Raw genomic sequence first — 20,600 nt, forward strand, 5'->3', positions numbered from 1 at the left:
CGGGTCCCTCGCCCTCCTTCGGGCCTGCCATCCCGAACCCACGGTCGCCGTCACCGCGCTGATCACCGCGCTCGCGGCGGCCTCGGGCCGGAGCCCGCTCGGCTGCCTGCTCGTCGCCTCGGCCGTGCTCACCGGCCAGCTGTCGGTCGGCTGGTGCAACGACCTGGTCGACCTCGGGCGGGACACCGCCGCCGGACGCCAGGACAAACCCCTGGTCGCGGGGAGGACGACTGCGAGGACCGTGGCCGTCGCGACGGGCTGCGCCCTTGCCCTGTGCGTCCCGCTGTCGCTGGCGAGCGGTTTCGCCGCGGGCGCCGCCCACCTGATCGGGGTCGCCGCCGCGTGGGGCTACAACCTCGGCGTCAAACGCACCGCCGCCTCATGGCTGCCCTACGCCCTCGCCTTCGGCCTGCTCCCCGCCTTCGTCGCCCTCGGACTGCCCGGCCACCCCTGGCCTCCGGCCTGGTCGGTCGCCGCCGGCGCGCTGCTGGGCACCGGGGCGCACTTCACCAACGTGCTTCCGGACATCGACGCCGACCTCACCTCCGGCGTCCGCGGCCTCCCGCAGCGCCTCGGCCGCCGCCGTACCCGGGCCCTCGCCCCCCTGCCGCTGTTCGCTGCCTCCGTACTCCTGGTACTCGCACCTCCGGGGCGGATCGGTCCGGCGGGCTGGACCGGCCTCGGCGTCACCGCGGCGCTGACCGTCGCCACCGTCCTTCCCGCCCGGGCCGGCCGGCGCAGCCGGCTTCCCTTCCTGACCACCCTCGCGATGACGGCGACCGCCGTGACACTGCTCCTGATGCACGGCGGATCGCTGGCGTGAACCTCCCGCCGGGACCGGCTCGGCCGGCAGCCCCCGAGGGGGACCGCCGGCCGTTGGCGTCGTGCCTTCGCCACCCGGGGGAGCGCCGTCCTACTCCTCGCGGGCGAAATCTGCCTCGGCCCGCTGCTCGTCGAGGTCGTCCTGCGCCGCCTCGTACACATCGCGCACGAACCGGTGGCAGGTCTCAGCAGGCAGTTCCTCGCTCAACTCCTGCATACGGTCGGTCCAGGTGCCCATGGGATCGGTCATCGGCTTTCCACCTCCACAGTCCGAACATGCCACCATGCCGGTCTCCAGTCTAGTGGCATTTGGGTGACTAAGTCCTCTTTTGGATCGCCGCCCAGGGTTCCACCACCCGCGGCGAACAGGCGGGTGCCGATGGTCGCGGCTAGCCGGAACGATCGGCGAGGGATAAGAGTACAGATAAATCGAGGGCTAAACTCTGCTAGACTGCGCAGCGGAGGTGGCCTGTGTCCAAGGACAAGGAAGCGCTGTTCGCGGCGGTCGACGCCCTGCTGGCGGGCGAGCCCGAGCTGCCGCCGCCCGGCGAGCGGTCCCGGCTGCGGAAGGCGGCCGGGGTGCCGCAGTCGAGGCTGGCGACCGCGCTGCGGACGACGGTGCAGACGGTGAAGAACTGGGAGGCGGGCCGGTCCGAGCCGCGGCCGCCGAAACGGGAGGCCTACCAGCGGCTGCTGGACGGATGGGCCGCGCAGTACCCCGCCGAACCGCCGGACGCGGCACCCGCCGGCCCGGCGGCGCTCACCGGTCCGACCCCGCCGGTGCGGACCGCGGAAGCACCGGCACCCGCGCCGGAGCGTCCGGCGGGGCCCGCCGGCAGCACACCGGCATCGCGGCGCCCCACCGCGAAGAAGCCCGCACCAAAGACCGCACCGAAGCCCGCGCCCGCAGCGGCGGCGGTCGACCCCCGCTTCACGCACGGCCCGCTCGCCGTGCTGGACGGCGACGGCTCCCTGTACTGCGCGGGCGGCCTGGTCCTGGAGTGCCCGGCCGCCTCGGTCCCGGAGCTGGTGGCGTGGACACTTGCGGAGGCCCGGCTCGGCGCTTCCCGGCTGCACCGGTCCGGAAAGGACTCCGACCCGCTGATCGTGGTGACGGCGACGGCGGCCGAACGGCTCGGGCTGCCCGTGGAGCTGGCGGACCGGCGGGCGATGCGGCTGCCGGAGGACCACAAGGCCGTCCGCCAGATCGCCCGGGCGAAATGGCAGTTGACCAAGCGGGGCTTCGGGCCATGGGCCCGGGTCTACCGGCCGGCCAAGGACGGTGAGCGCCAGTGCGTGCAGCTGGCCGTAGTGCCCTGGGGCGCGCTGGACACCCGGGCCTGGGGGAGCGCCGACCAGTTGCCGCCGGCCGAGCTCGCCCGGGTGCTGAGTACGTACGCGGCCCGGGTGCTGACCCCGCGCGGCTCCACCGCGGTCGCCGGGCTGGAACTGATGACGAGCCTGCGCCCGCCGACCCGCGCGGTGAAGGACGAGGCCACCGGCAGCTGGGTGTCCGGCCCTGTCCCCGGCTCGCTCACCGCGGTGGTCGACCCGGCGCCGCCCGAGGCCCCCGACGAACACCCGGTCGTGGCGGCGCTGTTCCCCCGCACCCATGAGCGGACCCCGGCCGAAGTCCTCGACGAGGAGGCGTTCGACTGGATCCGCGACCCGGATCTGCTGACCGATGCCGAGTGCGCGCGGCCGTTCGCGGTCGGGGTGGATGTGAACACCGCCTTCCTCGCCGCCGCGAACCGGCTGATGGTCGGCCTGTCGGGGCCGGCGCACGTGAAGGCGCCGCGATTCGACAAGACGGTGCCCGGATCGTGGCTGGTCGACCTGTCCGGGATCGAGATCGACCCGCGCCTGCCGAGCCCCTTCACACCCGACGGCCGCCGCCCCGAGGGACCGGCCTGGTACGCCACCCCGACCGTGGCGTACGCGGGGGAACTCATCGACACCTACCGCCTGCCGGTGACGCTCGCACCGACCGAGGCGTACGTACGGCGCGACGCGGGCCCGTATCTGGACCCCTGGTACAAGCACCTCAGCGAGGCCTACAAGGCGACGATGGCCGACCTCGGGGTGACCGCCGACCTCTCCCCGGCCGGCTTCCTCATCGCGATGGAGACCCACAAGGCGGGCGACCCGGGTATGGCGGCGGTGCTGTCCGCGATCAAGTCGACGGTCAAGGGCGGCATCGGCAAGCTCCGCGAGCGCCCCCAGGGCATGAAGTACCGGCCCGGCGAGCGGTGGCCGGCCCTGGAGCGCCCCACCTGGCGCCCCGACATCCGCGCGGCGGTCATCTCGGCGGCCCGGGTGAACATGCACCGCAAGCTGCTCAAGACCGCGCTCGCCACCAGCGGCGCCCCCGCGCCGTCGGGCGCCGTGGTGTTCGGCGAGGACGCGCTGCTGCCGATCGCGCTCCTGTCGGACTGCGCCGTCTACCCGGCGGCCGGTCCGTCGCCGCTGGACGTCCTGCCCTACGGCGCCGACGGGAAGCCGGCCCCCGGTACGTTCCGGCTCGGGGTCTCGCCGGGGATGGTCAAGCACGAGGGCACCCAGCCGCTGTACTGGGCGGTTGAGCTGCTGGAGCAGCGGCTCAACCCCGCACGGCACATCAAGGGCTCCGGCCGCGAAGACGACGGGGAGTAGCCGGTGGGCATCATCGAGGACAGTCTGGCCCGGGCCGCGGCGAACACCGCCACCCGGCCGATCCCCAAGACGGCCGGCGCGCAGATGCGGTTCCTGGTCCGGCAGGCCAAGGGCTCCACCCGGACCGTCGCCGAACGCCTCGGCGTCACCCAGCGCACCGTGGAGCGCTACGTCAAGGGCCAACTCCGGCGGCCCCGCAAGGACTTCGCGGCCCGCCTGGAGCAGGAGGTCCGCAAGGACTGGCAGCCCCGCGTCCAGGGCCGGGCGAAGAAGCGGGCGGCGACTTCGGGCGGCATCGTCATCGAGACCCGGGCGAGGTTCGGATTCACCGCGGCGCCCGGCTCGACCGACGACGGCCGGATGCGGCGGGTCACCCAGCACCTCCCGCCGTCGTACGCGGCCCGTCTGTTCGACGCACAGGCCGCCGGGGCCACCGAGCAGCAGCTCCGGGCCATTGCCGCCGAAGGCCTCCAGGAGATCTACTTCAAGGACCGCGGCCGTCGCGCGGAGGGGCTGCGGGTGGACTTCACCGACATCGACTACCTCGAGCTGGACTTCTGACGACGGCGATCCGCCGCCGGAAGCGTCGGCCGTCGGCGGCCGCGCCCGAGGCCGCGCCCGCTGCCCTGCCGCCGCCTCACGGGATGGCGTCAGTGGGGTCCTCGGCCGCCGGCGGCGCCGGTTCCGCCGTCGCGCCCGGTTCGGCGGCCGGGGCCATGAGGGCGGGGGAGCGGGTGCCCGGGACGGACGCGGCACGGGCCGGGGGAGGGTTGTCGCGGACCTGCCGTTCGCGCCGCCGCGTGGTGGGCCGCAGCCCCGGCAGGTCCAGCACCGTGAACCCGGCTTCGTGGCGGGCGTCGGCGGCTTCGAAGACGATGAGGACGCCCCGCCGCCGCGCCAGGTGGTCCTCGACGCGCCCGAGGAACTCATCGGCCAGCCGTTCGAGGTGGGACCGGCGCTCCGCCGGACCGCCGGGAGCGATCACGTCCTGCGTCCCGGACGTCTCCGGTGCGGCAGGCGTCAGCGGAATCGCGCTGCCGTGGTCGAGCGTGTGCAGGAGCAGGCCGTCCTCGGACACCCGGACCGCCGTGATGCGGTCGGCGCGCAGCCGGATCCCGTCGGCCCGCACCCACACCCGGGCCTTGTCCAGGCCGGCGCCGTCGGCCGGCGGCCCTCCGGTCCCTTCGCCGTCGACGCCGTCGACGCCGTCGACGGCGAAGACCGACGGATCGGCGGCGGCGTAGCGCAGCGGGACCTCGTCGCCCGGCCGCAGCCTCCGGGTCGTCAGCTCGTAGCCGCTGACCGCGGTGACCTGGCTGCCCTCACTCGTGGTGAAGGAGAAGACGGGGGTCATGGCCTTGTCCGCGCCGATCTTGGCATCCGGTTGCCGGGACTCCTTGAGGTCGATGACGTGCGCCGTGGTGAGTTCCGGTTCGGCCAGCAGCGCCCGGCGACGGCGTCCGTTGCGGATCCCGAGGACCGCGGCCGGCACGAGGAACGCGACCGCGACCGCGCCGGCCGAGGTCCCGAGTGCCCCCGCGAGGCTGTGGCGGCCGAGGAGCGCCCGGGAGGCCAGCGGCACGGCGGTCAGGACGAAGCAAGCCGCGGTGCCGGCGAGATAGCCGTCCGCGGGCCGGGGCGACCGGTCCGCGACGCGGAAATCGTCGGGCCGCCGGAGCCGTGCGTAGGCCACCACCTCGCGCCCCGGCCAGGCGGCCGCCAGGTTCCCGGCGCGCCCCCCGCCGCCACGGGTGATCCCCACCATCTCGCGCCCGCCGGCCGGGTCCACATAGCCGACCTCGGCGGGCACCCCCCGCGACCACCCCTCGCCCGGCTCCGGTTCCCACACCCGCAGGACCCGCGCGACCGCCAGCCGCCGCCACGGGCCGCGCGCCGCGTAGCGGCCGGCCCAGATCATCCCGGGCACCCCGACGACCGCACACCAGATCCCGAGCACTATGTCGTACGCCATCCCCGCCCCCACGATTCAGCCGCCCCGGAGGAGGACGAGCCGGCCGCCCCGCTGGTTGCGGCCGGGCGGGGCCGCGCCCGCGCGAAGACACCGGCCCGGTGTCCGGGAAGCCGAGGCTTCCCGGACACCGGGCCGGACCTGTCGGGTTACCGCCGTCAGCCGGCGGCGGGGGGCACTGCCTGGTCGTATCCGGCAACGCCGTGGACCAGTTGGGTGAACTCCTTCCCACTGGTCGTCAGATTGAGCTCCACATCGATCTCCCACCGTCCCGCGACCGGGGCCGGTGCGACCAGATGCGCGGCGGCGGTCGTGTTGCCCGACGCGTCGGTGACCGGTGCCGCCGCCACCTGCTGGACGACCGTGCCGCTCGGGTTGAGCAGCCAGAAGGTCATGGGGTTGTCCGGGCTCGCGTCCGGCGTCGTGAAGCTGACGTCCAGGTCCCGCTTGCCGGCCGGCACGTCCAGGTTGTACGTGCTGATCTGGCCGACCTGGCGTCCGACGCTGCTGGTGATCGTCGTGTCGAACGCGCCGCCCTGCGAGGGGATCAGCGTCCGGCGGGCGACCGGCAGGGACGTGCGGGCACCGTTGTCCGCGGCGAACTGGACCGACTCCGGGTGGTCACCGGGCGCCGTCGGCATCAGCACCCGCAACGGGACGGTGGCGCTCGAATGGGCCCTGATCCGCACCTGGTGCACCGCCGGGGCGGTCTCGTAGTGCTGACCCGTGACCCGGAACGAGATGTCGCCGGTGAACGTACCCGGCACGTTCGGCGGCTCCTGCAGGTGGGCACGGCCGTTGGCCCAGAGGATCTTGGCGGTCCACTTGCCCGGCACCGGCGCGGCGACCTCCACGTGCTGGATGTCGGACACCGTGCCCAGCCGTCCCGCCCTGGTGGGAGCCGTCCCGTAGTCGTACGAGATCTGGGTGAGCCGGCCCTTCGGGTCGATCAGCGTGTAGGACAGCACGGTGGAGTTGGTCGGGTCCGCGATGAGCATGTCGGCGTTGAGCCGGTCCAGGCCCTTGGGCACGTTGAACGTGACCGGCGCCGCCGCCCGCGCGCCCTGGGCCGGCACCGGCAGACTCGGGTCCGGAGCGCTGACCGGCTCGGTGACGGTCCTGCCGAGCTGCGTCGCCCGGCCCAGCGAACGGTAGGTGCCGCTCACCTTGGTGTCCTGGCGACTGGTGTTGAACAGCGTCACCGACTGCGTGCTCGGTCCCGCGTTGTCGGTGATGTCCAGCTGCGTCGGCGAGGTGACGACCAGGCTGTCGGCGTCGGAGGGCTTGCCCTTGCCGTGGTGGGACAGGGTGGTCCCCGGCTCCTGCTGGGCGGCCTTGACCGCGGCGTCGACATCGAGCAGGCCGGAGCCCTGCTGGTCGGCGGGTGCGCCGATGTCGGTCGCGGTGCTGGTCAGGATCTCCTTGACCAGGGCCGGGGTCGGCTTGGCGCCGTTGTGCGTGTCGGCGTACGCCTGGATGACATCGGCGGCGGCGCCGGCCACGATCGGGCAGGACTGGCTGGTGCCACCGAAGGCCTCGGTCTGCGTGTTGGTCGGGCAGTCGCTGCCGGTCGGACTGCACGCCGCCTCACCGCCGTAGCCCGGGGCGGCCAGGTCCACGACGCGGTTGTTCGGCGCGGTGCCGCCCGAGGACAGCGGGGTGATGTCGTTGTTCGTCCACGAGGTGTAGCCGGTGGCCTGCGCGTTCAGCCGCAGCGTGTTCGTCGCGCCGACGGCGATGGCCAGCGGGTCGGTGGCCGGCGAGGACACGGTGCCGGAGTCGCCGCTGTCACCGGAGGACACGACCACGGTCACGCCCGCGGCGATCGCGGCGTCGTTGGCGGCGTAGAAGACCGCGTACCGCCCCGGCCGGGGGGTGTAGCCGTAGGACTCGGAGATGATGTCCGCGTGCTCGGTCACCACGGCGTTGTCGATGCCGGCGACGACCACGGACTCGGACTGCTGCACGGCGCCGTCCGCGCCGCTGGGCGGGGTGTCGATCACCGAGCTGTCGACCAGCGAGGCGTCCGGCGCGACGCCCTTGATGGTGAAGGTGCAGCCCTTCGGCAGGCCGGAGAAGGGCAGTTCCTGGGAGTAGTCGTAGACGACCGTGCCCTGGCCGGCGATCGACGAGGCGTCACCGTAGAACTCGCCGTCGCTGTCGTCCGCCGTCGGGTCCGGTGCGTCCAGGACGACGGGCGTGCCGTCCTTGCGGATGAAGTTCGGGTTGCCCGCCAGGTCGTTGATGCCCTCGTTGGCGACGATCACGCCCTTGCCGGTCGCGATGTCGTTGGCCTCGTCGTGGGCCTTCGGGTCGTCGGACGAGGCGTGCACCACCGACAGCGCCTCGGGCTCGGTGAACGGCTTCTTCGGGTCGGCCGGGCACAGGGCCGGGCTCAGCTTCGCCGGTTTCGCGTGGGCCGTGCTCGACCCGGGCTCGACGGTGATCGTCGCGTCGGGCAGGATCTGGGCGACGGCCGGATTGCCGCGCAGCCGGCCGACCTCGGCGGCGGACAGGTGGGCGGCAACCGCGTTGACGCTGACCAGCTGGCGGACGTCGGTGCCGCCGTTGGCCTTGATGTCCGAGACGATCGACCGCTGGTCGGACCGGGTGGCCGAGGTACGGGCGGAGCCCTGGGCCTTCAACTTGAGGTCGGAGTGCTGGTCGGCCAGCACCACGATGACCGCGCCGCCCGCGTCGGCGCCGTACGGCGCGGGAGCCAGCGGCGCGGCAGCCGGGGACGCGGCGGAGGCGCCGCCGCTCCCCATGACGGCGAGCGACAGCCCCACCGTGAACACCGTGGCCACGGTGGCCAGTCGAGCTCGATTCACTGAACCCTGCTTTCGTCCGGGTGAGTTCTCTCGGTGGTCTTGGCGGCAGGCGCCGGTCCGGCGGCCTGCGACGGCGGGGCGGGCGTCGGCCCGCCGGACGCTAAGGCCGGCGAAGCGGCCGAGGTGACGGCCGGGCGAGCCCTAAGGGCACGGGAATTACGTATGTCGGAAATGACGACTCCCACGTGAAGGTCCGCTTTGATCCGTATACATCCGTGTAGAGAGGCAAACCGTACGAAGAGCGCTCAGGGAGCACCGTCTGTAGTGTGCACACCAAGTGCCGATAGAGGGAACAGTAAACGGCCGTCCTTAAACGGAGCTTTAATTTCCGGCAGGGATTTCGCCGATCTTGTACCGTTTATGAACCCGGTGCGGCATGCAAGGAAGGGGCCGGGGCCGCGCTGCCGGGTGCGGGTCCGGACCTCCGGCCGGGGGAGGTCCGCAGGAGCGCCCAGGCCGCGGATGTACGACGTGAGGTCAGCGGGCCGGCTCCGTCGCCCGCGCACACCACCCGCCACCCGCCACTCTCAGTCACCTCGGCCGCCCACTCTCGACACCGGCATGCTTTATCGCCGCACCGGCGCCCCGCGCCGATGACCGAATCCAAAAGAAAGGTGATGGTCGGTATCGCGCCAGCCCGCGATCATCATGCGCCATTGGTTATGCCGCCGAATTCGGGACTCGCATCGAGTTCTCCTGCCATGATCGGCAGCATTCGCTCGTGACGTCGGACGGGAGTCGCTCATGCAGGTGACCGAGCCGGGCCATGCCGCCCGGGTTTCCGCCTACGCGGCCGCGGGCGCACGGCTGTCCCTGCTCAGTGACCGCCGGCTCGCGGAGGCGGTGGCCGCCGCGCCGAGTCTCGGTTCCGGCATCGGCGGCAGGTCGGCGGAGATGTACGTCGAGGGGATCCGCGTCTTCGTCAAGCGGGTTCCGCTGACGGACATCGAGTTGCGGCCGGAGCACGCGCGGTCGACCGCCAACCTCTTCGATCTCCCCCTCTTCTATCAATACGGGGTGGGGTCGGCCGGGTTCGGCGCCTGGCGCGAGCTGGCCACGCACATCATGACCACAAGCTGGGTACTGCGGGACGAGTACGCGGGGTTCCCGCTGCTGTACCACTGGCGGGTCCTACCGGACAGTCCTCCCAGCGGCTTCGCCGACGCGTTCGGGGGTGTCGAAGGGGCCGTCGCGCACTGGGACGGGTCGCCGGCGGTACGCCGCCGGCTGGAAGCCGTCCGACGGTCGTCCTTCAGCCTGGTGCTCTTCCTGGAGCACGTCCCCCGCACGCTCGACGCCTGGCTCGGCGAGGCCCGGGACGCGACGTGGCGGGAACACGGAGGCCGGTCGCCTTATCAATGGGTCGAGGACGCGCTGCTGAAGGGGACGGAGTTCATGAGCAAGCGCGGTCTGGTCCATTTTGATGCCCACTTCAACAACCTGCTCACCGACGGCCGGCTGGTGTACTTCGCCGACTTCGGTCTGGCCTTGAGCCGTGACTTCGAACTCTCCCCGAAAGAGGGCGCCTTCCTTTCCGATCATCTCGTGTACGACCGCTGCTACGCACCCGGGCACCTGCTGCGCCATCACCTTCCCGACGGCCTGCGTGGCGGCGCCGAACATGGCACCTTCCTGCGTGAATGGGTCGCGGGCCACCGGCCCTCCGGTGTTCCGGGCGACATCGGCGCGATCATCGACCGTCACGCGCCGCACGCGATCGTCCTGGACGACTTCCACCGTCGGCTGATCACCCAGAGCAAGCGCACGCCGTTCCCCGCGGCCGAGATCCGGCGGGCGCTGGACGGCGCGTCAGCGGTCGGGGGCTGAAGGCCGGTTGCGCCTCGGTCGCCGGCGTGAGCGCGACCCGTCGGTGGCCGTCGCGCTTGCCGGGGCCGCTGTCGCGCTCCCGGTCCCGCCGCTAGTGTGATCACCATGTCACCGGGGGAGATCGCCGCCGCCCTGGGCGCTCTGCCGCCCTTCGAATCGGCCGAGCACCACAGCGCCGCCATGACCGTCTGCACCGCGCTCGCCGACGCGGACCTGGAGCAGTTGGAGGCGCTGATAGGCGACGCCTCCGATCCGCTGCGCTCCTTCAACGCCTTCTACGTCCTGCTCGCCCGCCACCGGCGGGCACTGGACAGTACCCGCTTCCGGACGATCTACCTCCGCTATGCCGCACGGTTCGCCTCCGTGCCGATGCGCGCGGTGCTCGAGTCGGACCTGGCGCTCCTGGACCCGATGGGCCCGAACCTGGTCGCGGCCCTGCGCCACGCGGCCGCCGCGCTGGCGGCCTACCCGGACAACCTGGCCCTGGTCGCCCACCACTCACGTGTGCTGGCGGAATACGGGTGGAGTGGCGCCGAGGTGGCCGAGGACGACCTGCGCGCCGCGCTGGCACAGGTGGACCGGGCGGTGGAGATCAGCCCGGAACAGCCGCGGTACCGCGCCGTGCGGGCACAACTCGCCGCTCTCACCGGAGACTTCGACACCGCGCTCGCCTCGATCCAGCGGGCCATGGATCTGGAGAACTCCGCGCGCTCCGGGTACGCCGTACGCGTCGTCGAGTACCACCGTATCCGGGCCGACATCGTGCTGCGACGGGAGACCCAGGCCATCCGCCGCGGACTGCGCGAGACCGCCGACCGCCTGGAGGCATCGATGAAGGCGCAGGTGGAACGGGTCGCGGAGGAGACCCGCGCGCATCAGCAGGCGGAGATCACCCGGCTGAGGTCCGAGACCCTGGGCACCCTCGGCCTGCTGGCCGCGGTCATCGCCTTCATCGTCACCAGCACCCAGATAGCGCAGGACCAGCCGCTGCGGGACGCGCTGCGGCTGCTGGCGGCGCTGTCCGGGATGCTGACGCTGGTCTTCACCGCCTTCGGAGCGGTCTTCGGGGTGGGCCGCCACACGCGGCTGATCATCCCCGCGGTCCTCGGAGCGGCCCTGTTCGCGCTGGCCTGGATCCCCGCCTGAGGTCCGGTCACGGGCGCGGGCCCCTCCGGGACGCCGGGCGCCGGGCGATGAGCCAGTAGACGAGCGCCGCGGGCGGGCAGGTGCACAGCAGGATGATCAGCAGCCGGGAGTCGATCACTTGAGCGGGTGACCCGGATGCTCCGCTCTCGTCCGGCAGGTCCCTCAGGACGGCGGCGATGTGATCGCGGGTGCGTGCCCCGTAGACCACGGCGACGCGCTCCTCGAGCTCGGGCAGGGTCAACCGGCCGGCCACGTAGTGGTGTCGCAACTGCGCCGCGACCCGGTCGCGTTCGGCGTCCGAGGCTCGTAACGCAGGGATGGTCGGGTGCTCCTCGCTGTTGTTCATGCCGGCCTCTCGGATATGTCGGGTGCCACGGAGCCCTGGAGCGGGCGGTCCTGCAGGTCCACGACCGCGACAAGCACGCGCGTCCAGACGCCCGGGGCGTCGCGGTCCCCGGACCGGGCGGCGAGCCGTTCGACGTGGCCGCGCAGTTCGGCGAGCGCTTCATCGGTCAGCCGCAGCGCGCCGCGGTGCACATCGACCTCCCGACGGCCGCCGGCCTGCCTGGACCGATAGGCGGCGTTGATGTCGGCCCGGGTGGCGTCCAGCATCGAGCCCAGGAAGTCGGCCACCTCCTGCGGGCTCACGGCATCACTGGGCGGCTCCGTGACCACGGGGGCGTAGACCCGCTCCACCTTGCCCCGGGCCAGCGGCCGGTATTCGGCGATCTCGATCAGCCCGGCCCGCTCCAGCTGACCCAGGTGGTAGTAGAGCCGGTCGGCCGGAAGCCCGGTGCGTGTGGCGAGCTCACGTGCGGACTGCGGCGTCTCCCACAGCGCCTCCACGAGCCGGATGCGCAGGGGATCGGCGAGCGCTTTGTGCATGCCCTGCCACCGCCGGGGCGACGCGCCGGAGCCCCGTGTGCCCTTCGACCGTCCGTCCATTGCATTGATTTCCATTGGTTGGAGAATTCTACAACCTCAAGCATGGCGTTGTCAGCGCGACCTCGCTCCAACTCTCGGACGGGGATCGGCCCATTCCGTGGGGCAGTCCGTGAACTGCGTCACAGCGCTGTGAGCCGGTCCGCCTCCGCCGCTCCTGGCTCGGCGGCGGCAACGGCCCACCCCCGTCCGCCGATCCGGGGCTGCCCCGCCGATCGGCGGGGCAGCGCCCGGCCCCGCCCCGTCCGCCCGCAACTTAGGCAACCCTTCCCTTGGCTGTGGGTGCCTGGTAGAGATGGTGAAGTACCCCCAGGACACCCGGAAGTCTCGCCATGAACCAGAACGACGCCACCGGCCTCACCCCCTTCACGATCGACCTGACCTTCGAGGAAGCCCGGCGACGGGCCGAGGTCGTGGCCGCGCTCGGGCCTGACTGGGACCCGGCGGCCGCCCTGCGGGGCGAGGACGAGGCGTACGCCCTTCTCTACTCGGGCCTGGACGCCGAGCAGCAGCGCGTTTACGACATGCTGGTGGCGGCGGGCGTCCTGCCGGGGGAGGAGCCGGGCCGTGCGGCTACCCATTGACCCCCAGGCGGACCCCGCCCGTCGCGCCTGGCTGGCCTGCCCCGTCTGCGACGACGCCCGCCACTGCGCGACCTGCGCCGACCACCGCAACTGCGGCGAGCACTGGCGCTATCTGCTCTCCAACAGCGGGCCGGTCGTCCATCTCCAGTGCCCGCGGTGCACGCACATCTGGTCGCTGAACACCCGGCCCGGCGTCAGCCGCCCCGGCAGCGGCGCCCCCTGCCCCTGACGAACCGGCCGGGGTTCCCCGGAGTGCGCGTGCGCTCATTGCGCGAGGTAGCCGCCGTCGACGGGCAGTACGACGCCGGTGATGAACGAAGCCGCGTCCGATGCGAGGAACGCGATCGCGGCGGCGACCTCGCCGGGATCGCCCAAGCGGCCGACGGGATGGGCGCGCCTCATCTGCTCCAGGTATTCCGGGCCGCCGGGCTCCTCTCCCAGGGCGCCGACGCGTTCGGTACGGATGGTGCCGGGGGCGACCGCGTTGACGCGGATGCCGTGCGGGGCCCACTCCACCGCGAGGTGCATCGTCAACCCGGTCGCCACGAACTTCGCCGGCCCGTAGGCGGCCTGCCGCGCCTGGCCGGCCAGCCCGGAGATCGACGACAGGCAGATGACCGAGCCGCCCGTACCCCGCATCGCGTCGATGGAGTGCTTGCAGGTCAGAAACATGCCCCGGCCGTCGATCCGGTGCACGAGGTCCCAGTCCTCGGCCGTGGTCTCCAGCACGCCGCTCAGCGGGATGACCCCCGCGTTGGCGACCGCGACGTCCAGCCGGCCGAACGCGTCGACCGCGGCGCGCACCATACGGCGCGCGTCGGCGTCGTCCGAGACATCGCCGGTGACGCACAGCACGGTGTGCCCGTCCGCTGCCAGGTCCCCGCGCAGGCGGTCCAGGCCCTGCTCGTCGCGGTCGGCCGCGACCACCCGCGCGCCGAGAGCCACGAAGCGTTCCACCGTGGCCCGCCCGATGCCGCTGGCCGCCCCGGTCACCAGGCAGGACCGGTCCCGCAGGTCGACCAGTGGCGTGGCGGACGCCGCGCCGGAGACGGCGGCCGTCATCGCGCCGCCGCCGCGTCGCCGTGCGGTCGGGCGCTCGCTTCGGTACCGCCCGCCGCCGTCCGTACCCCCGTTCTCACCCGCGTCCCCGGTTCTGTCCGTCGAGTTCCCTCAGCTCGGCTTCGTCCAGGACGAGGTCGACCGCCGCCGCCGAGTCGCGTACGGTCTCCGGCCGTGTGGAGCCCGGGATCGGGATGACGGTCGGGGACTTGGCGAGCATCCAGGCCAGGGCGACCTGCTGGGGGCTCACCGCGTGCGCCTCGGCGACCCGGGCGAAGCGGTCGTGGACGGGGGTGCCGTCGGCCGAGCGGGAGACGCCGCCGAGCGGACCCCAGGGCAGGAAGGCGAGCCCCATCTTGTGGCACCGTTCCAGTTCGGGTTCGCTGGAGCGGAAGTCGGGGGCGAACTGGTTCTGTACCGCGACGAGCCGTCCGCCCAGGACGTCGTCGGCCAGTTCGATCTGGGCGGGATCGGCGTTGGAGACGCCGGCCATCCGGATCTTGCCGGCATCGAGCAGGTCGCGGATCGCGCCGACGGAGTCGGCGTACGGCACGTCCTTGTCGGTGCGGTGCAGGAAGTACAGGCCGATCGCCTCCACGCCCAGCCGCTTGAGCGAGCCCTCGCAGGCCGCTTTGATGTGCTCGGGACGCCCGTTCGCAGGCCAGAGGTAGGGGCCGGGGTTGAGATCGGGGCGGACGAGTCCCCCCTTGGTGGAGACCAGCACCTGGGAGCCGCCGCTGTGGGAGGCCAGCGCCTTGGCGATCAGTCTCTCGTTGTGCCCGACCTCGTCGTGCCCGGACAGGTGATAGGAGTCCGCGGTGTCGACGAGGGTCACACCGGCATCGATCGCCGCGTGGATGGTGGCGATCGCGCGCGCCTCGTCGGGCCGGCCCTCGATCGACAGGTTCATGCCGCCGAGCCCGATCGCGCTGACCTCGACGTCACCGATATGGCGTGTCCGCATTCCTGACGCATCCCTTTCGGTGGGAAAAGTCCCATAGGTGGCTTTTGTCTGGTGATCTTAGGCGCAGCCGTCCCCGATCTCTGGCGCCACGCGATCGAGATCGCCGGGCCGCCGCCCGGCGGCCGCCCCGGGTGCCGGCCCGGTGACCGCGGTGGCGGCGGACCGCGACTCACGTCAGACTGGGGAAACGGCACTCCCGCGGGCTCACGTGCCCGGCGCGATAGGTCTTATGTCCTTGTCGCTGGGCGCCGAAGCCGACGACGGACCCCTCTGCTGCCCTCGTCCCTCAAAAGCCCTCCCAGGCGATGGAAGAGCTAGGAGACATCATGGCTTCTCTGACGCAACCGGGTCTCGGCGGCGCGGTGCTTCTGGTCACCGGCGGGACCAGCGGCATCGGCCTGTCGACAGCGCGTCATCTTCTCGAGAGCGGCGCGCACGTCGTCATCACCGGGCGGAGCCAGTCGCGACTGGAAGAGGCATCCGAGAAACTCCTCCCCGTGTCCGACCATGGCACCCGGCTGCTGACGTCCCAGGCGGACGCCGCCGATCTCGGCGACATGGACACCCTCATGGCCCGCATCGCCGAGCGCTACGGGCATCTCAACGGCTTCTTCGCCAACGCGGGGTCGGGCATCTTCAAGACCATGGACGAAACGGAAGAGGCGGACTTCGACGAGCTGGTGTCCGTCAATTTCAAGGGCGTCTTCTTCGCAGTGAAGAAGGCGCTGCCGTTGCTGAGGGCGGCGGGAGGCGGATCCATCGTCCTCAATGCGTCCTGGACGATGCACCGGGGAATGGTGACCGCCCCCATTTACGCTGCCACAAAGGCCGCCGTTCACAATCTGGCCCGTTCGCTCGGCGTCGACCTCGCGCCGGAGGGAATCCGTCTCAACTCGGTGAGCCCCGGATTCATCCATACCCCCATGTACGACACGTTCGCCCCGGACGAGGCCGACCGGGCGGCCACGGTCGCGGCCGTTCCGGCGGGGCACACCGGGACGGCGGAGGACGTCGCCCATGCCGTCGGCTTCCTGCTGTCCCCTCAGTCCTCCTACATCATCGGGCAGGACATCGGCATCGACGGCGGCCTGGTCATGGCGACGCCCAGGTGACCTCCGGCACCCGGGGTCGTGAAGGCGCTGGTGCACCGGGCGGTGTCCCGTGCCCTGGGACCGCCTCTCACCGGCGGGGCCGGCAACGCCGAAACGGACATCACCTCACTTACCATCCCCTCGACCTGTTGTGCTCACTTTGTACATAAGACTCCGACGATCGATGCCAGTGCCGCCTCAAAAATCCTTCGGGATGCCCATTGCTGTGGGTCCGCGGTCTTGACTTAGGTCTAGAGCCAGCCGAATATGTGTGCTGCGCCACACGGGACGCCGCCGTTTGCTGCGGAGCTGAGCACAACCGGCGATCTCTGACCGCGCCCGACGATGAGCGCAGCCGCGACTCGGCTCAACGCCACGGGCGAAATGGCACCATCGCATTTCCGGAGGCATTTGTGCTGGTCATACCCACACTCCGACGCAGGACGCAGCTGCTGATCGCGTTCCTGCTCGCGGTGGCGATCGCGGTGCCGGTCTTCGGCACGACGGCGACGCCCGCCGCGGCGGCTTCATCGGGGCCCTGCGACATCTACGCGTCCGGTGGCACGCCGTGCGAGGCGGCGTACAGCACCACCCGGGCGATGTTCGCCGCGTACAACGGTCCGCTGTACCAGATCCAGCGCGCCTCGGACAGCAGGACCTTGAACATCGGCCTCGCGTCGGCCGGCGGTCTGGTCGCCGCGGCGCCGCAGGTCTCCTTCTGCTCCGGCACGACGTGCACCATCACCCAGCTGTACGACCAGACGCCCAACGCCAACAACATGCCCATCTCGCCCGGCAGTTCCTGCTCCGGCTGCTCGGGCGGCCTTTCCGGCCCCGGCCCGAACGGCTCGGACATCGGCGCGAACGCGATGGCGCTGCCGATCACCATCGGCGGCCAGGGCGCCTACGGCGTGCTGGTCAACAACATCGGTACCGGATACCGCAACAACGCCGCCAAGAACGTGCCCACCGGCTCCCAGCCCGAGGGCATATACATGCTCACGTCGTCGAAGCTCACCAGCGGCAGCTGCTGCTTCGACTTCGGCTCGGCCGAGACCAACGACTCGGACGACGGCAACGCGACCATGAACGCGATCTACTACGGCTCCGCCTGCTGGACCGGCGGCTGCACCGGCCCCGGCCCCTGGGTCGGAGGCGACCTCGAGAACGGCATGTACTTCAGCGCGGCCGGCCCCAACCCGTCGAACATCCCCAGCGAGACCGGTTCGTTCCTGTCCGCCTGGGAGAAGAACAACGGCACGACGAACTTCACGCTGAAATACGGCAACGGGCAATCCGGCGGACTGACCCAGGCGTACTCCGGCGCTCTGCCCAACGGCTACAACCCGATGAAGGTGCAGCCCTCCATCGAGCTGGGCACCGGTGGCGACAACAGCCCGGAAGGCGCCGGTGAGTTCTTCGAGGGCGCCGTCACGAAGGGTTTCCCGACCGACGCGACCGAGAACTCGGTGCAGGCCAACATCACCGCGGCCGGCTACACGAACAACAACACCACGTTCCCGCCGCCCACCGAGTCCGTGATCAGCCTCAAGGCCCACGCCAACGGCAAGTACGTCGACGCGGCGAACAACACCACCTCGCTCATCGCCGACGCCACCTCGGTCGGCACGAACGAGACCTTCTCCATGCTCGCCAACAACAACGGCACCGTGAACCTGAAGGCGCGTTCCAACAACAACTGGGTCACCGCCGAGAGCAACGGCAACTCGCCGCTGATCGCCAACCGCGGTGCGGCCGGCCCGTGGGAGACGTTCTACCTCATCCACAACCCCGACGGCAGCGTCAGCTTCCGCGCCTACAACAACCAGCACATCGTCACGGCCGAGAACGCGGGCGCGGCCTCCCTGATCGCCAACCGCACGGCGATCGGCCCCTGGGAGGAGTTCGACCTCGCCACGGCATCGGCCGGGTGACCGTCCGCGCCCTCCCGGACAACGACCTCGTCTTCGAGTGACGCCGGTACCCCGGTGAATACGGGGCCTGTCCCCACCCTGGCAACAGGGTGGGGACAGGCGCTCCGTGCGGCAGGTCAGCCGGTGACGAGGGCGAACTTCTCCCAGGGGCCTATGGCGGTCCGATTGGCGATCAGGGACGCCGCTCCGGCGTTCTCCGCGGTGACGTACTGGTTGTTGGCGATGGCGAGCAGACTCACGGTGCCGTCGGAGTTGTGGACGAGAGTGAACGTCTGCGCGCGGCCGAGGGTGGTGCTGTCGGCGATGAGCGGCGACGAACCGGCGGTGACATAGCGGTTGTTGGCGTGCGAGCGCAGGCCGACGTTGCCGCTGCCGGCGTCGAGGAGGTCGAACTGCTCCCACACGCCGATCGCGGTGCGGTTGGCGATGAGCGCGGCGGCGCCGCCGTTCTCCGCGGTGACGTAGTCGTTGTTGACGCCCGCGCGCAGGCTGACCACCTGGCCGGTGCCGGGATCGGTGGGCGGGGTGCCGCCGCCGGAGACGACGGGCTGGGTGGGGCGGGTGGCGGTGAGCGCGATCTGGCCCTTGAGCATCTTGCCGCCGTCGCCGGTCAGCCGCAGGTAGTAGTCCGACGAGCAGGCGGTGCCGTCCTCGTCGAGGGCGAGCATGCCCGAGTTGGTGGGCAGCCAGGCGGCGGATTCGGCGGTCTTGGCGATCTGGTTGCCCTCGTTGAACTCGTCGAACATCGAGATGTAGATGCCCTGCACCCCGGCGCGTTTCATGTTGTAGAACTGCCGCCACATGAAGTCGCCGTGGGCGCGCTGGCGCAGGGTGACGGCGCCGGGCAGTACGCACGGCTGGTAGTCGATGCCGTGCGCGGCGCAGTCGGCGAGGTCGGGGACGGTGGCGACGTTGTAGAAGTTGTCGGCGTCGGAGACGTTCCCGATCCGGCCCACCATCCACGGCGAGAGCATGTGGAAGGCGTGGTAGACGTCGGAGAAGCCGGGGCGGGAGTCGCGGTCGCCGGTCCGCCACCAGGTCGGCACCCCGCCGATGACGTAGCAGCCCTGATCCTTGAACCAGTTGACGACGTCCAGGCAGGGTGCCGGAGCCCAGGGGCGCTTGTCATCGCTGAAGCCGAAGCCCCAGATGCACACGACCGGCTTGCCGTTCTGCTTCGCGTAGGCCGAGGACGCGGTGAGCGCCTTCATCTTGTTGGTCCAGTCGGTCTTGATCTCCGACTGCATGTTCGTCCAGTCGGTGACGTCGTACATGATGTAGAACTTCCGGCCGTGCGACTCGGCGGCGCTGCGCACCTTGACCGCCATCGCGTCCCGCGTGGGGCCCTCGCCGCCGACCGGGTTGAAGCGCTGGAGCGCGGCGGTGTCGATGTTGTTCTGCTGCATCCACAGGAAGTGGGTGTCGACCGTCTGCTGGTCGTAGGAGGAGAACAGGTTGGCCGGCTGGCCGTTGCCGAGGTTCGCGTAGCCCGAGTGATACGTCTTGCTGAACTCCCGGACGTCCGGCCAGGCCACGATGGTGGTGTTCGACGGGGTGGGCGGCTGACCCCCGTTGGCGCTGTAGTGCCACCAGGAGTTGATCGGGGCACCGTCACCGATGGCGGCGAACCAGCCCTGGTAGCCGACGCTGACCTTGCCGACCACGTCCCCGGGCGCGCTGGCGGCGGGAGTGGCGGACGACGAGGTGGCGGCCTCGGCGACGCCCAGCGCCCCGATCGCGGTGGCGGCGGTACCGCCGGCGGCGGCGCTGATGACCCTGCGACGGGACCAGGTCTTCCTGCGGTGGGACTCAGACACGAGCTGCTCCAAAGCGCCACCCGGCGCTTACGGCCGGGAGCGCGGAATGTGGGGGGCGGTTGTCGTTCCGCGGCGACCGGCGAAGTGCCTGCTGTCTCGCAGAGCGCCGGATCTCGCAGGATGGGGGACAACGGATCACGCCGATCAAACCGCCGAAGCGGCGACCGAGTCAAGCGCCCCATGCGGACCATTCCCCGACCTCTTCGATGCCACTCGGCTGTCACATTCCGTTCGTGAAGACGCGGAAGCGGCGACGTCGGGGCATACGGACCCACGTCGACGCCACATCATCGGCCTGCCGCGAAAAGGCGATAATCCTTTCGCGGCGACGGCCGATTCAGGCCGGTCGCGGCACGTTCCGCGCACGCCGGTCAACTTCGCGGGGCGGATGCCGGCCTTGACATCGGTTCGGCTGCTGGAGTTGAGTGGGCCGCGCCGCAGGTGACTCTCAGTGAAGCCCTGGGTGTGGCAGATCCGGAGGAATCGACCGCCCGGACCCGAGTTTGCTGGAACCCCCCACTTCCCGATCTCGCGAGGATTTGTGCCTGTGTCGCTCATTTCGCCATCCCCCAGTTCCGGACCGCGGCGCCATCGGCGAGGCCGATGGCTGAAGGGGCGCCGGCCCAGGGTCGTCGTCTCCGTCGCAGCCGCCGCGGCGGTCCTGACGGCCGCGGCGGTGACAGCCGTATCAATGGCGGGCGCTCCCACCGCCAGTGCGGCGGGTGTGCCCGCGCCTTCGCCGATCGGGATCTCCGGGCGGGGCGCGAACGTGCCGTTCACGGAGCAGGAGGCGGAGTACGCCGCCACCAACGGCACGCTGATCGGTCCGGACCGGCTCTACGGCCACCTGCCCTCCGAGGCGTCCGGCCGGCAGGCCGTCACCCTCAGCGGGGTCGGGCAGTACGTCGAGTTCACCCTGACCAAGCCCGCCAACGCGATGTCGCTGCGCTACAGCCTGCCGG

General features: G+C 71.4%; 17 protein-coding genes and 1 pseudogene. 10 read left to right on the top strand and 8 right to left on the bottom strand.

Features of this window, described 5'->3' with window-relative positions:
- Window positions 1–823, top strand: an 823-nt coding sequence (locus ACFO3J_RS17180) for a UbiA family prenyltransferase (protein ID WP_386430303.1), incomplete at its 5' end; no start/stop codon positions are given.
- A gap of 90 nt (window positions 824–913) precedes the next feature.
- On the opposite strand, the gene ACFO3J_RS17185 is transcribed toward ACFO3J_RS17180, so the two are convergent.
- Window positions 914–1,072, bottom strand: a complete 159-nt coding sequence (locus tag ACFO3J_RS17185) for a hypothetical protein (protein ID WP_386430304.1) — start codon at window positions 1,070–1,072, stop codon at window positions 914–916.
- Window positions 1,073–1,293: 221 nt separating this feature from the next.
- Here ACFO3J_RS17185 and tap point away from each other — a divergent pair, with 221 nt between their 5' ends.
- Together tap and tpg are read left to right on the top strand one after the other, a co-directional pair.
- Window positions 1,294–3,474: a telomere-associated protein Tap gene (gene tap, locus ACFO3J_RS17190; protein WP_386430305.1), complete on the top strand. Its 2,181-nt coding sequence runs from the start codon at window positions 1,294–1,296 to the stop codon at window positions 3,472–3,474.
- A gap of 3 nt (window positions 3,475–3,477) precedes the next feature.
- Complete coding sequence (gene tpg, locus ACFO3J_RS17195; RefSeq protein ID WP_386430306.1) at window positions 3,478–4,035, top strand: telomere-protecting terminal protein Tpg; 558 nt, start codon at window positions 3,478–3,480, stop codon at window positions 4,033–4,035.
- A gap of 76 nt (window positions 4,036–4,111) precedes the next feature.
- On the opposite strand, the gene ACFO3J_RS17200 is transcribed toward tpg, so the two are convergent.
- Both ACFO3J_RS17200 and ACFO3J_RS17205 read right to left on the bottom strand, forming a co-directional pair.
- Entirely contained in the window at window positions 4,112–5,446 is a 1,335-nt protein-coding gene (locus ACFO3J_RS17200; protein ID WP_386430307.1) for a DUF3592 domain-containing protein, read from the bottom strand.
- A gap of 155 nt (window positions 5,447–5,601) precedes the next feature.
- Window positions 5,602–8,274: a S8 family peptidase gene (locus ACFO3J_RS17205; protein WP_386430308.1), complete on the bottom strand. Its 2,673-nt coding sequence runs from the start codon at window positions 8,272–8,274 to the stop codon at window positions 5,602–5,604.
- Window positions 8,275–9,018: 744 nt separating this feature from the next.
- Between ACFO3J_RS17205 and ACFO3J_RS17210 the strand changes: the two genes are divergently transcribed.
- Window positions 9,019–10,101, top strand: coding sequence for a protein kinase family protein (locus ACFO3J_RS17210; RefSeq protein ID WP_386430309.1), 1,083 nt, complete (start codon window positions 9,019–9,021; stop codon window positions 10,099–10,101).
- Window positions 10,102–10,206: 105 nt separating this feature from the next.
- Window positions 10,207–11,247, top strand: coding sequence for a hypothetical protein (locus ACFO3J_RS17215; protein WP_386430310.1), 1,041 nt, complete (start codon window positions 10,207–10,209; stop codon window positions 11,245–11,247).
- A 7-nt stretch (window positions 11,248–11,254) separates the two neighbouring features.
- Here the strand turns inward: ACFO3J_RS17215 and ACFO3J_RS17220 are convergent, their stop codons facing one another.
- Both ACFO3J_RS17220 and ACFO3J_RS17225 read right to left on the bottom strand, forming a co-directional pair.
- Window positions 11,255–11,593 carry a DUF1707 SHOCT-like domain-containing protein gene (locus ACFO3J_RS17220; protein ID WP_386430311.1) on the bottom strand — a complete coding sequence of 113 codons (339 nt, stop codon included), beginning with the start codon at window positions 11,591–11,593 and terminating at the stop codon, window positions 11,255–11,257.
- A complete protein-coding gene (locus ACFO3J_RS17225) occupies window positions 11,590–12,132 on the bottom strand; it encodes an ArsR/SmtB family transcription factor (protein WP_386430312.1) in 543 nt (180 codons plus the stop codon). The genes ACFO3J_RS17220 and ACFO3J_RS17225 overlap by 4 nt, the downstream gene beginning before the upstream one ends.
- Window positions 12,133–12,521: 389 nt before the next feature.
- On the opposite strand from ACFO3J_RS17225, the gene ACFO3J_RS17230 reads away from it, so the two are divergent.
- Together ACFO3J_RS17230 and ACFO3J_RS17235 are read left to right on the top strand one after the other, a co-directional pair.
- The gene (locus tag ACFO3J_RS17230; protein WP_386430313.1) at window positions 12,522–12,773 is read left to right on the top strand and encodes a DUF6400 family protein; all 252 of its coding nucleotides are present in this window, start codon (window positions 12,522–12,524) and stop codon (window positions 12,771–12,773) included.
- The gene (locus ACFO3J_RS17235; RefSeq protein ID WP_386430314.1) at window positions 12,757–13,002 is read left to right on the top strand and encodes a hypothetical protein; all 246 of its coding nucleotides are present in this window, start codon (window positions 12,757–12,759) and stop codon (window positions 13,000–13,002) included. Before ACFO3J_RS17230 ends, ACFO3J_RS17235 begins: the two co-directional genes overlap by 17 nt.
- Window positions 13,003–13,037: 35 nt before the next feature.
- Here the strand turns inward: ACFO3J_RS17235 and ACFO3J_RS17240 are convergent, their stop codons facing one another.
- Both ACFO3J_RS17240 and ACFO3J_RS17245 read right to left on the bottom strand, forming a co-directional pair.
- A complete protein-coding gene (locus tag ACFO3J_RS17240) occupies window positions 13,038–13,835 on the bottom strand; it encodes an SDR family NAD(P)-dependent oxidoreductase (RefSeq protein WP_386430315.1) in 798 nt (265 codons plus the stop codon).
- Window positions 13,836–13,908: 73 nt separating this feature from the next.
- On the bottom strand, window positions 13,909–14,796 hold the full coding sequence (locus ACFO3J_RS17245; RefSeq protein ID WP_386430316.1) for an aldo/keto reductase: 888 nt from the start codon (window positions 14,794–14,796) through the stop codon (window positions 13,909–13,911).
- 326 nt (window positions 14,797–15,122) lie between these two features.
- Between ACFO3J_RS17245 and ACFO3J_RS17250 the strand changes: the two genes are divergently transcribed.
- Both ACFO3J_RS17250 and ACFO3J_RS17255 read left to right on the top strand, forming a co-directional pair.
- Complete coding sequence (locus ACFO3J_RS17250; RefSeq protein WP_386430317.1) at window positions 15,123–15,908, top strand: SDR family NAD(P)-dependent oxidoreductase; 786 nt, start codon at window positions 15,123–15,125, stop codon at window positions 15,906–15,908.
- 392 nt (window positions 15,909–16,300) lie between these two features.
- The gene (locus tag ACFO3J_RS17255) at window positions 16,301–17,821 is read left to right on the top strand and encodes an arabinofuranosidase catalytic domain-containing protein (protein WP_386430318.1); all 1,521 of its coding nucleotides are present in this window, start codon (window positions 16,301–16,303) and stop codon (window positions 17,819–17,821) included.
- 116 nt (window positions 17,822–17,937) lie between these two features.
- On the opposite strand, the gene ACFO3J_RS17260 is transcribed toward ACFO3J_RS17255, so the two are convergent.
- Window positions 17,938–19,638 carry a xylosidase gene (locus tag ACFO3J_RS17260; protein ID WP_386430319.1) on the bottom strand — a complete coding sequence of 567 codons (1,701 nt, stop codon included), beginning with the start codon at window positions 19,636–19,638 and terminating at the stop codon, window positions 17,938–17,940.
- Window positions 19,639–20,299: 661 nt separating this feature from the next.
- On the opposite strand from ACFO3J_RS17260, the pseudogene ACFO3J_RS17265 reads away from it, so the two are divergent.
- Window positions 20,300–20,600 (top strand): annotated as a pseudogene (locus ACFO3J_RS17265) (discoidin domain-containing protein); the annotation flags it as partial.

The organism is Streptomyces polygonati, assembly GCF_042650325.1.
GTDB classification, from domain to species: domain Bacteria; phylum Actinomycetota; class Actinomycetes; order Streptomycetales; family Streptomycetaceae; genus Actinacidiphila; species Actinacidiphila polygonati.

Coding starts and splice junctions, on each gene's coding strand:
- ACFO3J_RS17250 (WP_386430317.1), top strand. CDS start 15,123: ATGGCTTCTCTGACGCAACCGGGTCTCGGCGGCGCGGTGCTTCTGGTC.
- ACFO3J_RS17200 (WP_386430307.1), bottom strand. CDS start 5,446: ATGGCGTACGACATAGTGCTCGGGATCTGGTGTGCGGTCGTCGGGGTG.
- ACFO3J_RS17245 (WP_386430316.1), bottom strand. CDS start 14,796: ATGCGGACACGCCATATCGGTGACGTCGAGGTCAGCGCGATCGGGCTC.
- ACFO3J_RS17210 (WP_386430309.1), top strand. CDS start 9,019: ATGCAGGTGACCGAGCCGGGCCATGCCGCCCGGGTTTCCGCCTACGCG.
- ACFO3J_RS17215 (WP_386430310.1), top strand. CDS start 10,207: ATGTCACCGGGGGAGATCGCCGCCGCCCTGGGCGCTCTGCCGCCCTTC.
- ACFO3J_RS17240 (WP_386430315.1), bottom strand. CDS start 13,835: ATGACGGCCGCCGTCTCCGGCGCGGCGTCCGCCACGCCACTGGTCGAC.
- ACFO3J_RS17185 (WP_386430304.1), bottom strand. CDS start 1,072: ATGACCGATCCCATGGGCACCTGGACCGACCGTATGCAGGAGTTGAGC.
- ACFO3J_RS17220 (WP_386430311.1), bottom strand. CDS start 11,593: ATGAACAACAGCGAGGAGCACCCGACCATCCCTGCGTTACGAGCCTCG.
- ACFO3J_RS17225 (WP_386430312.1), bottom strand. CDS start 12,132: ATGCACAAAGCGCTCGCCGATCCCCTGCGCATCCGGCTCGTGGAGGCG.
- ACFO3J_RS17230 (WP_386430313.1), top strand. CDS start 12,522: ATGAACCAGAACGACGCCACCGGCCTCACCCCCTTCACGATCGACCTG.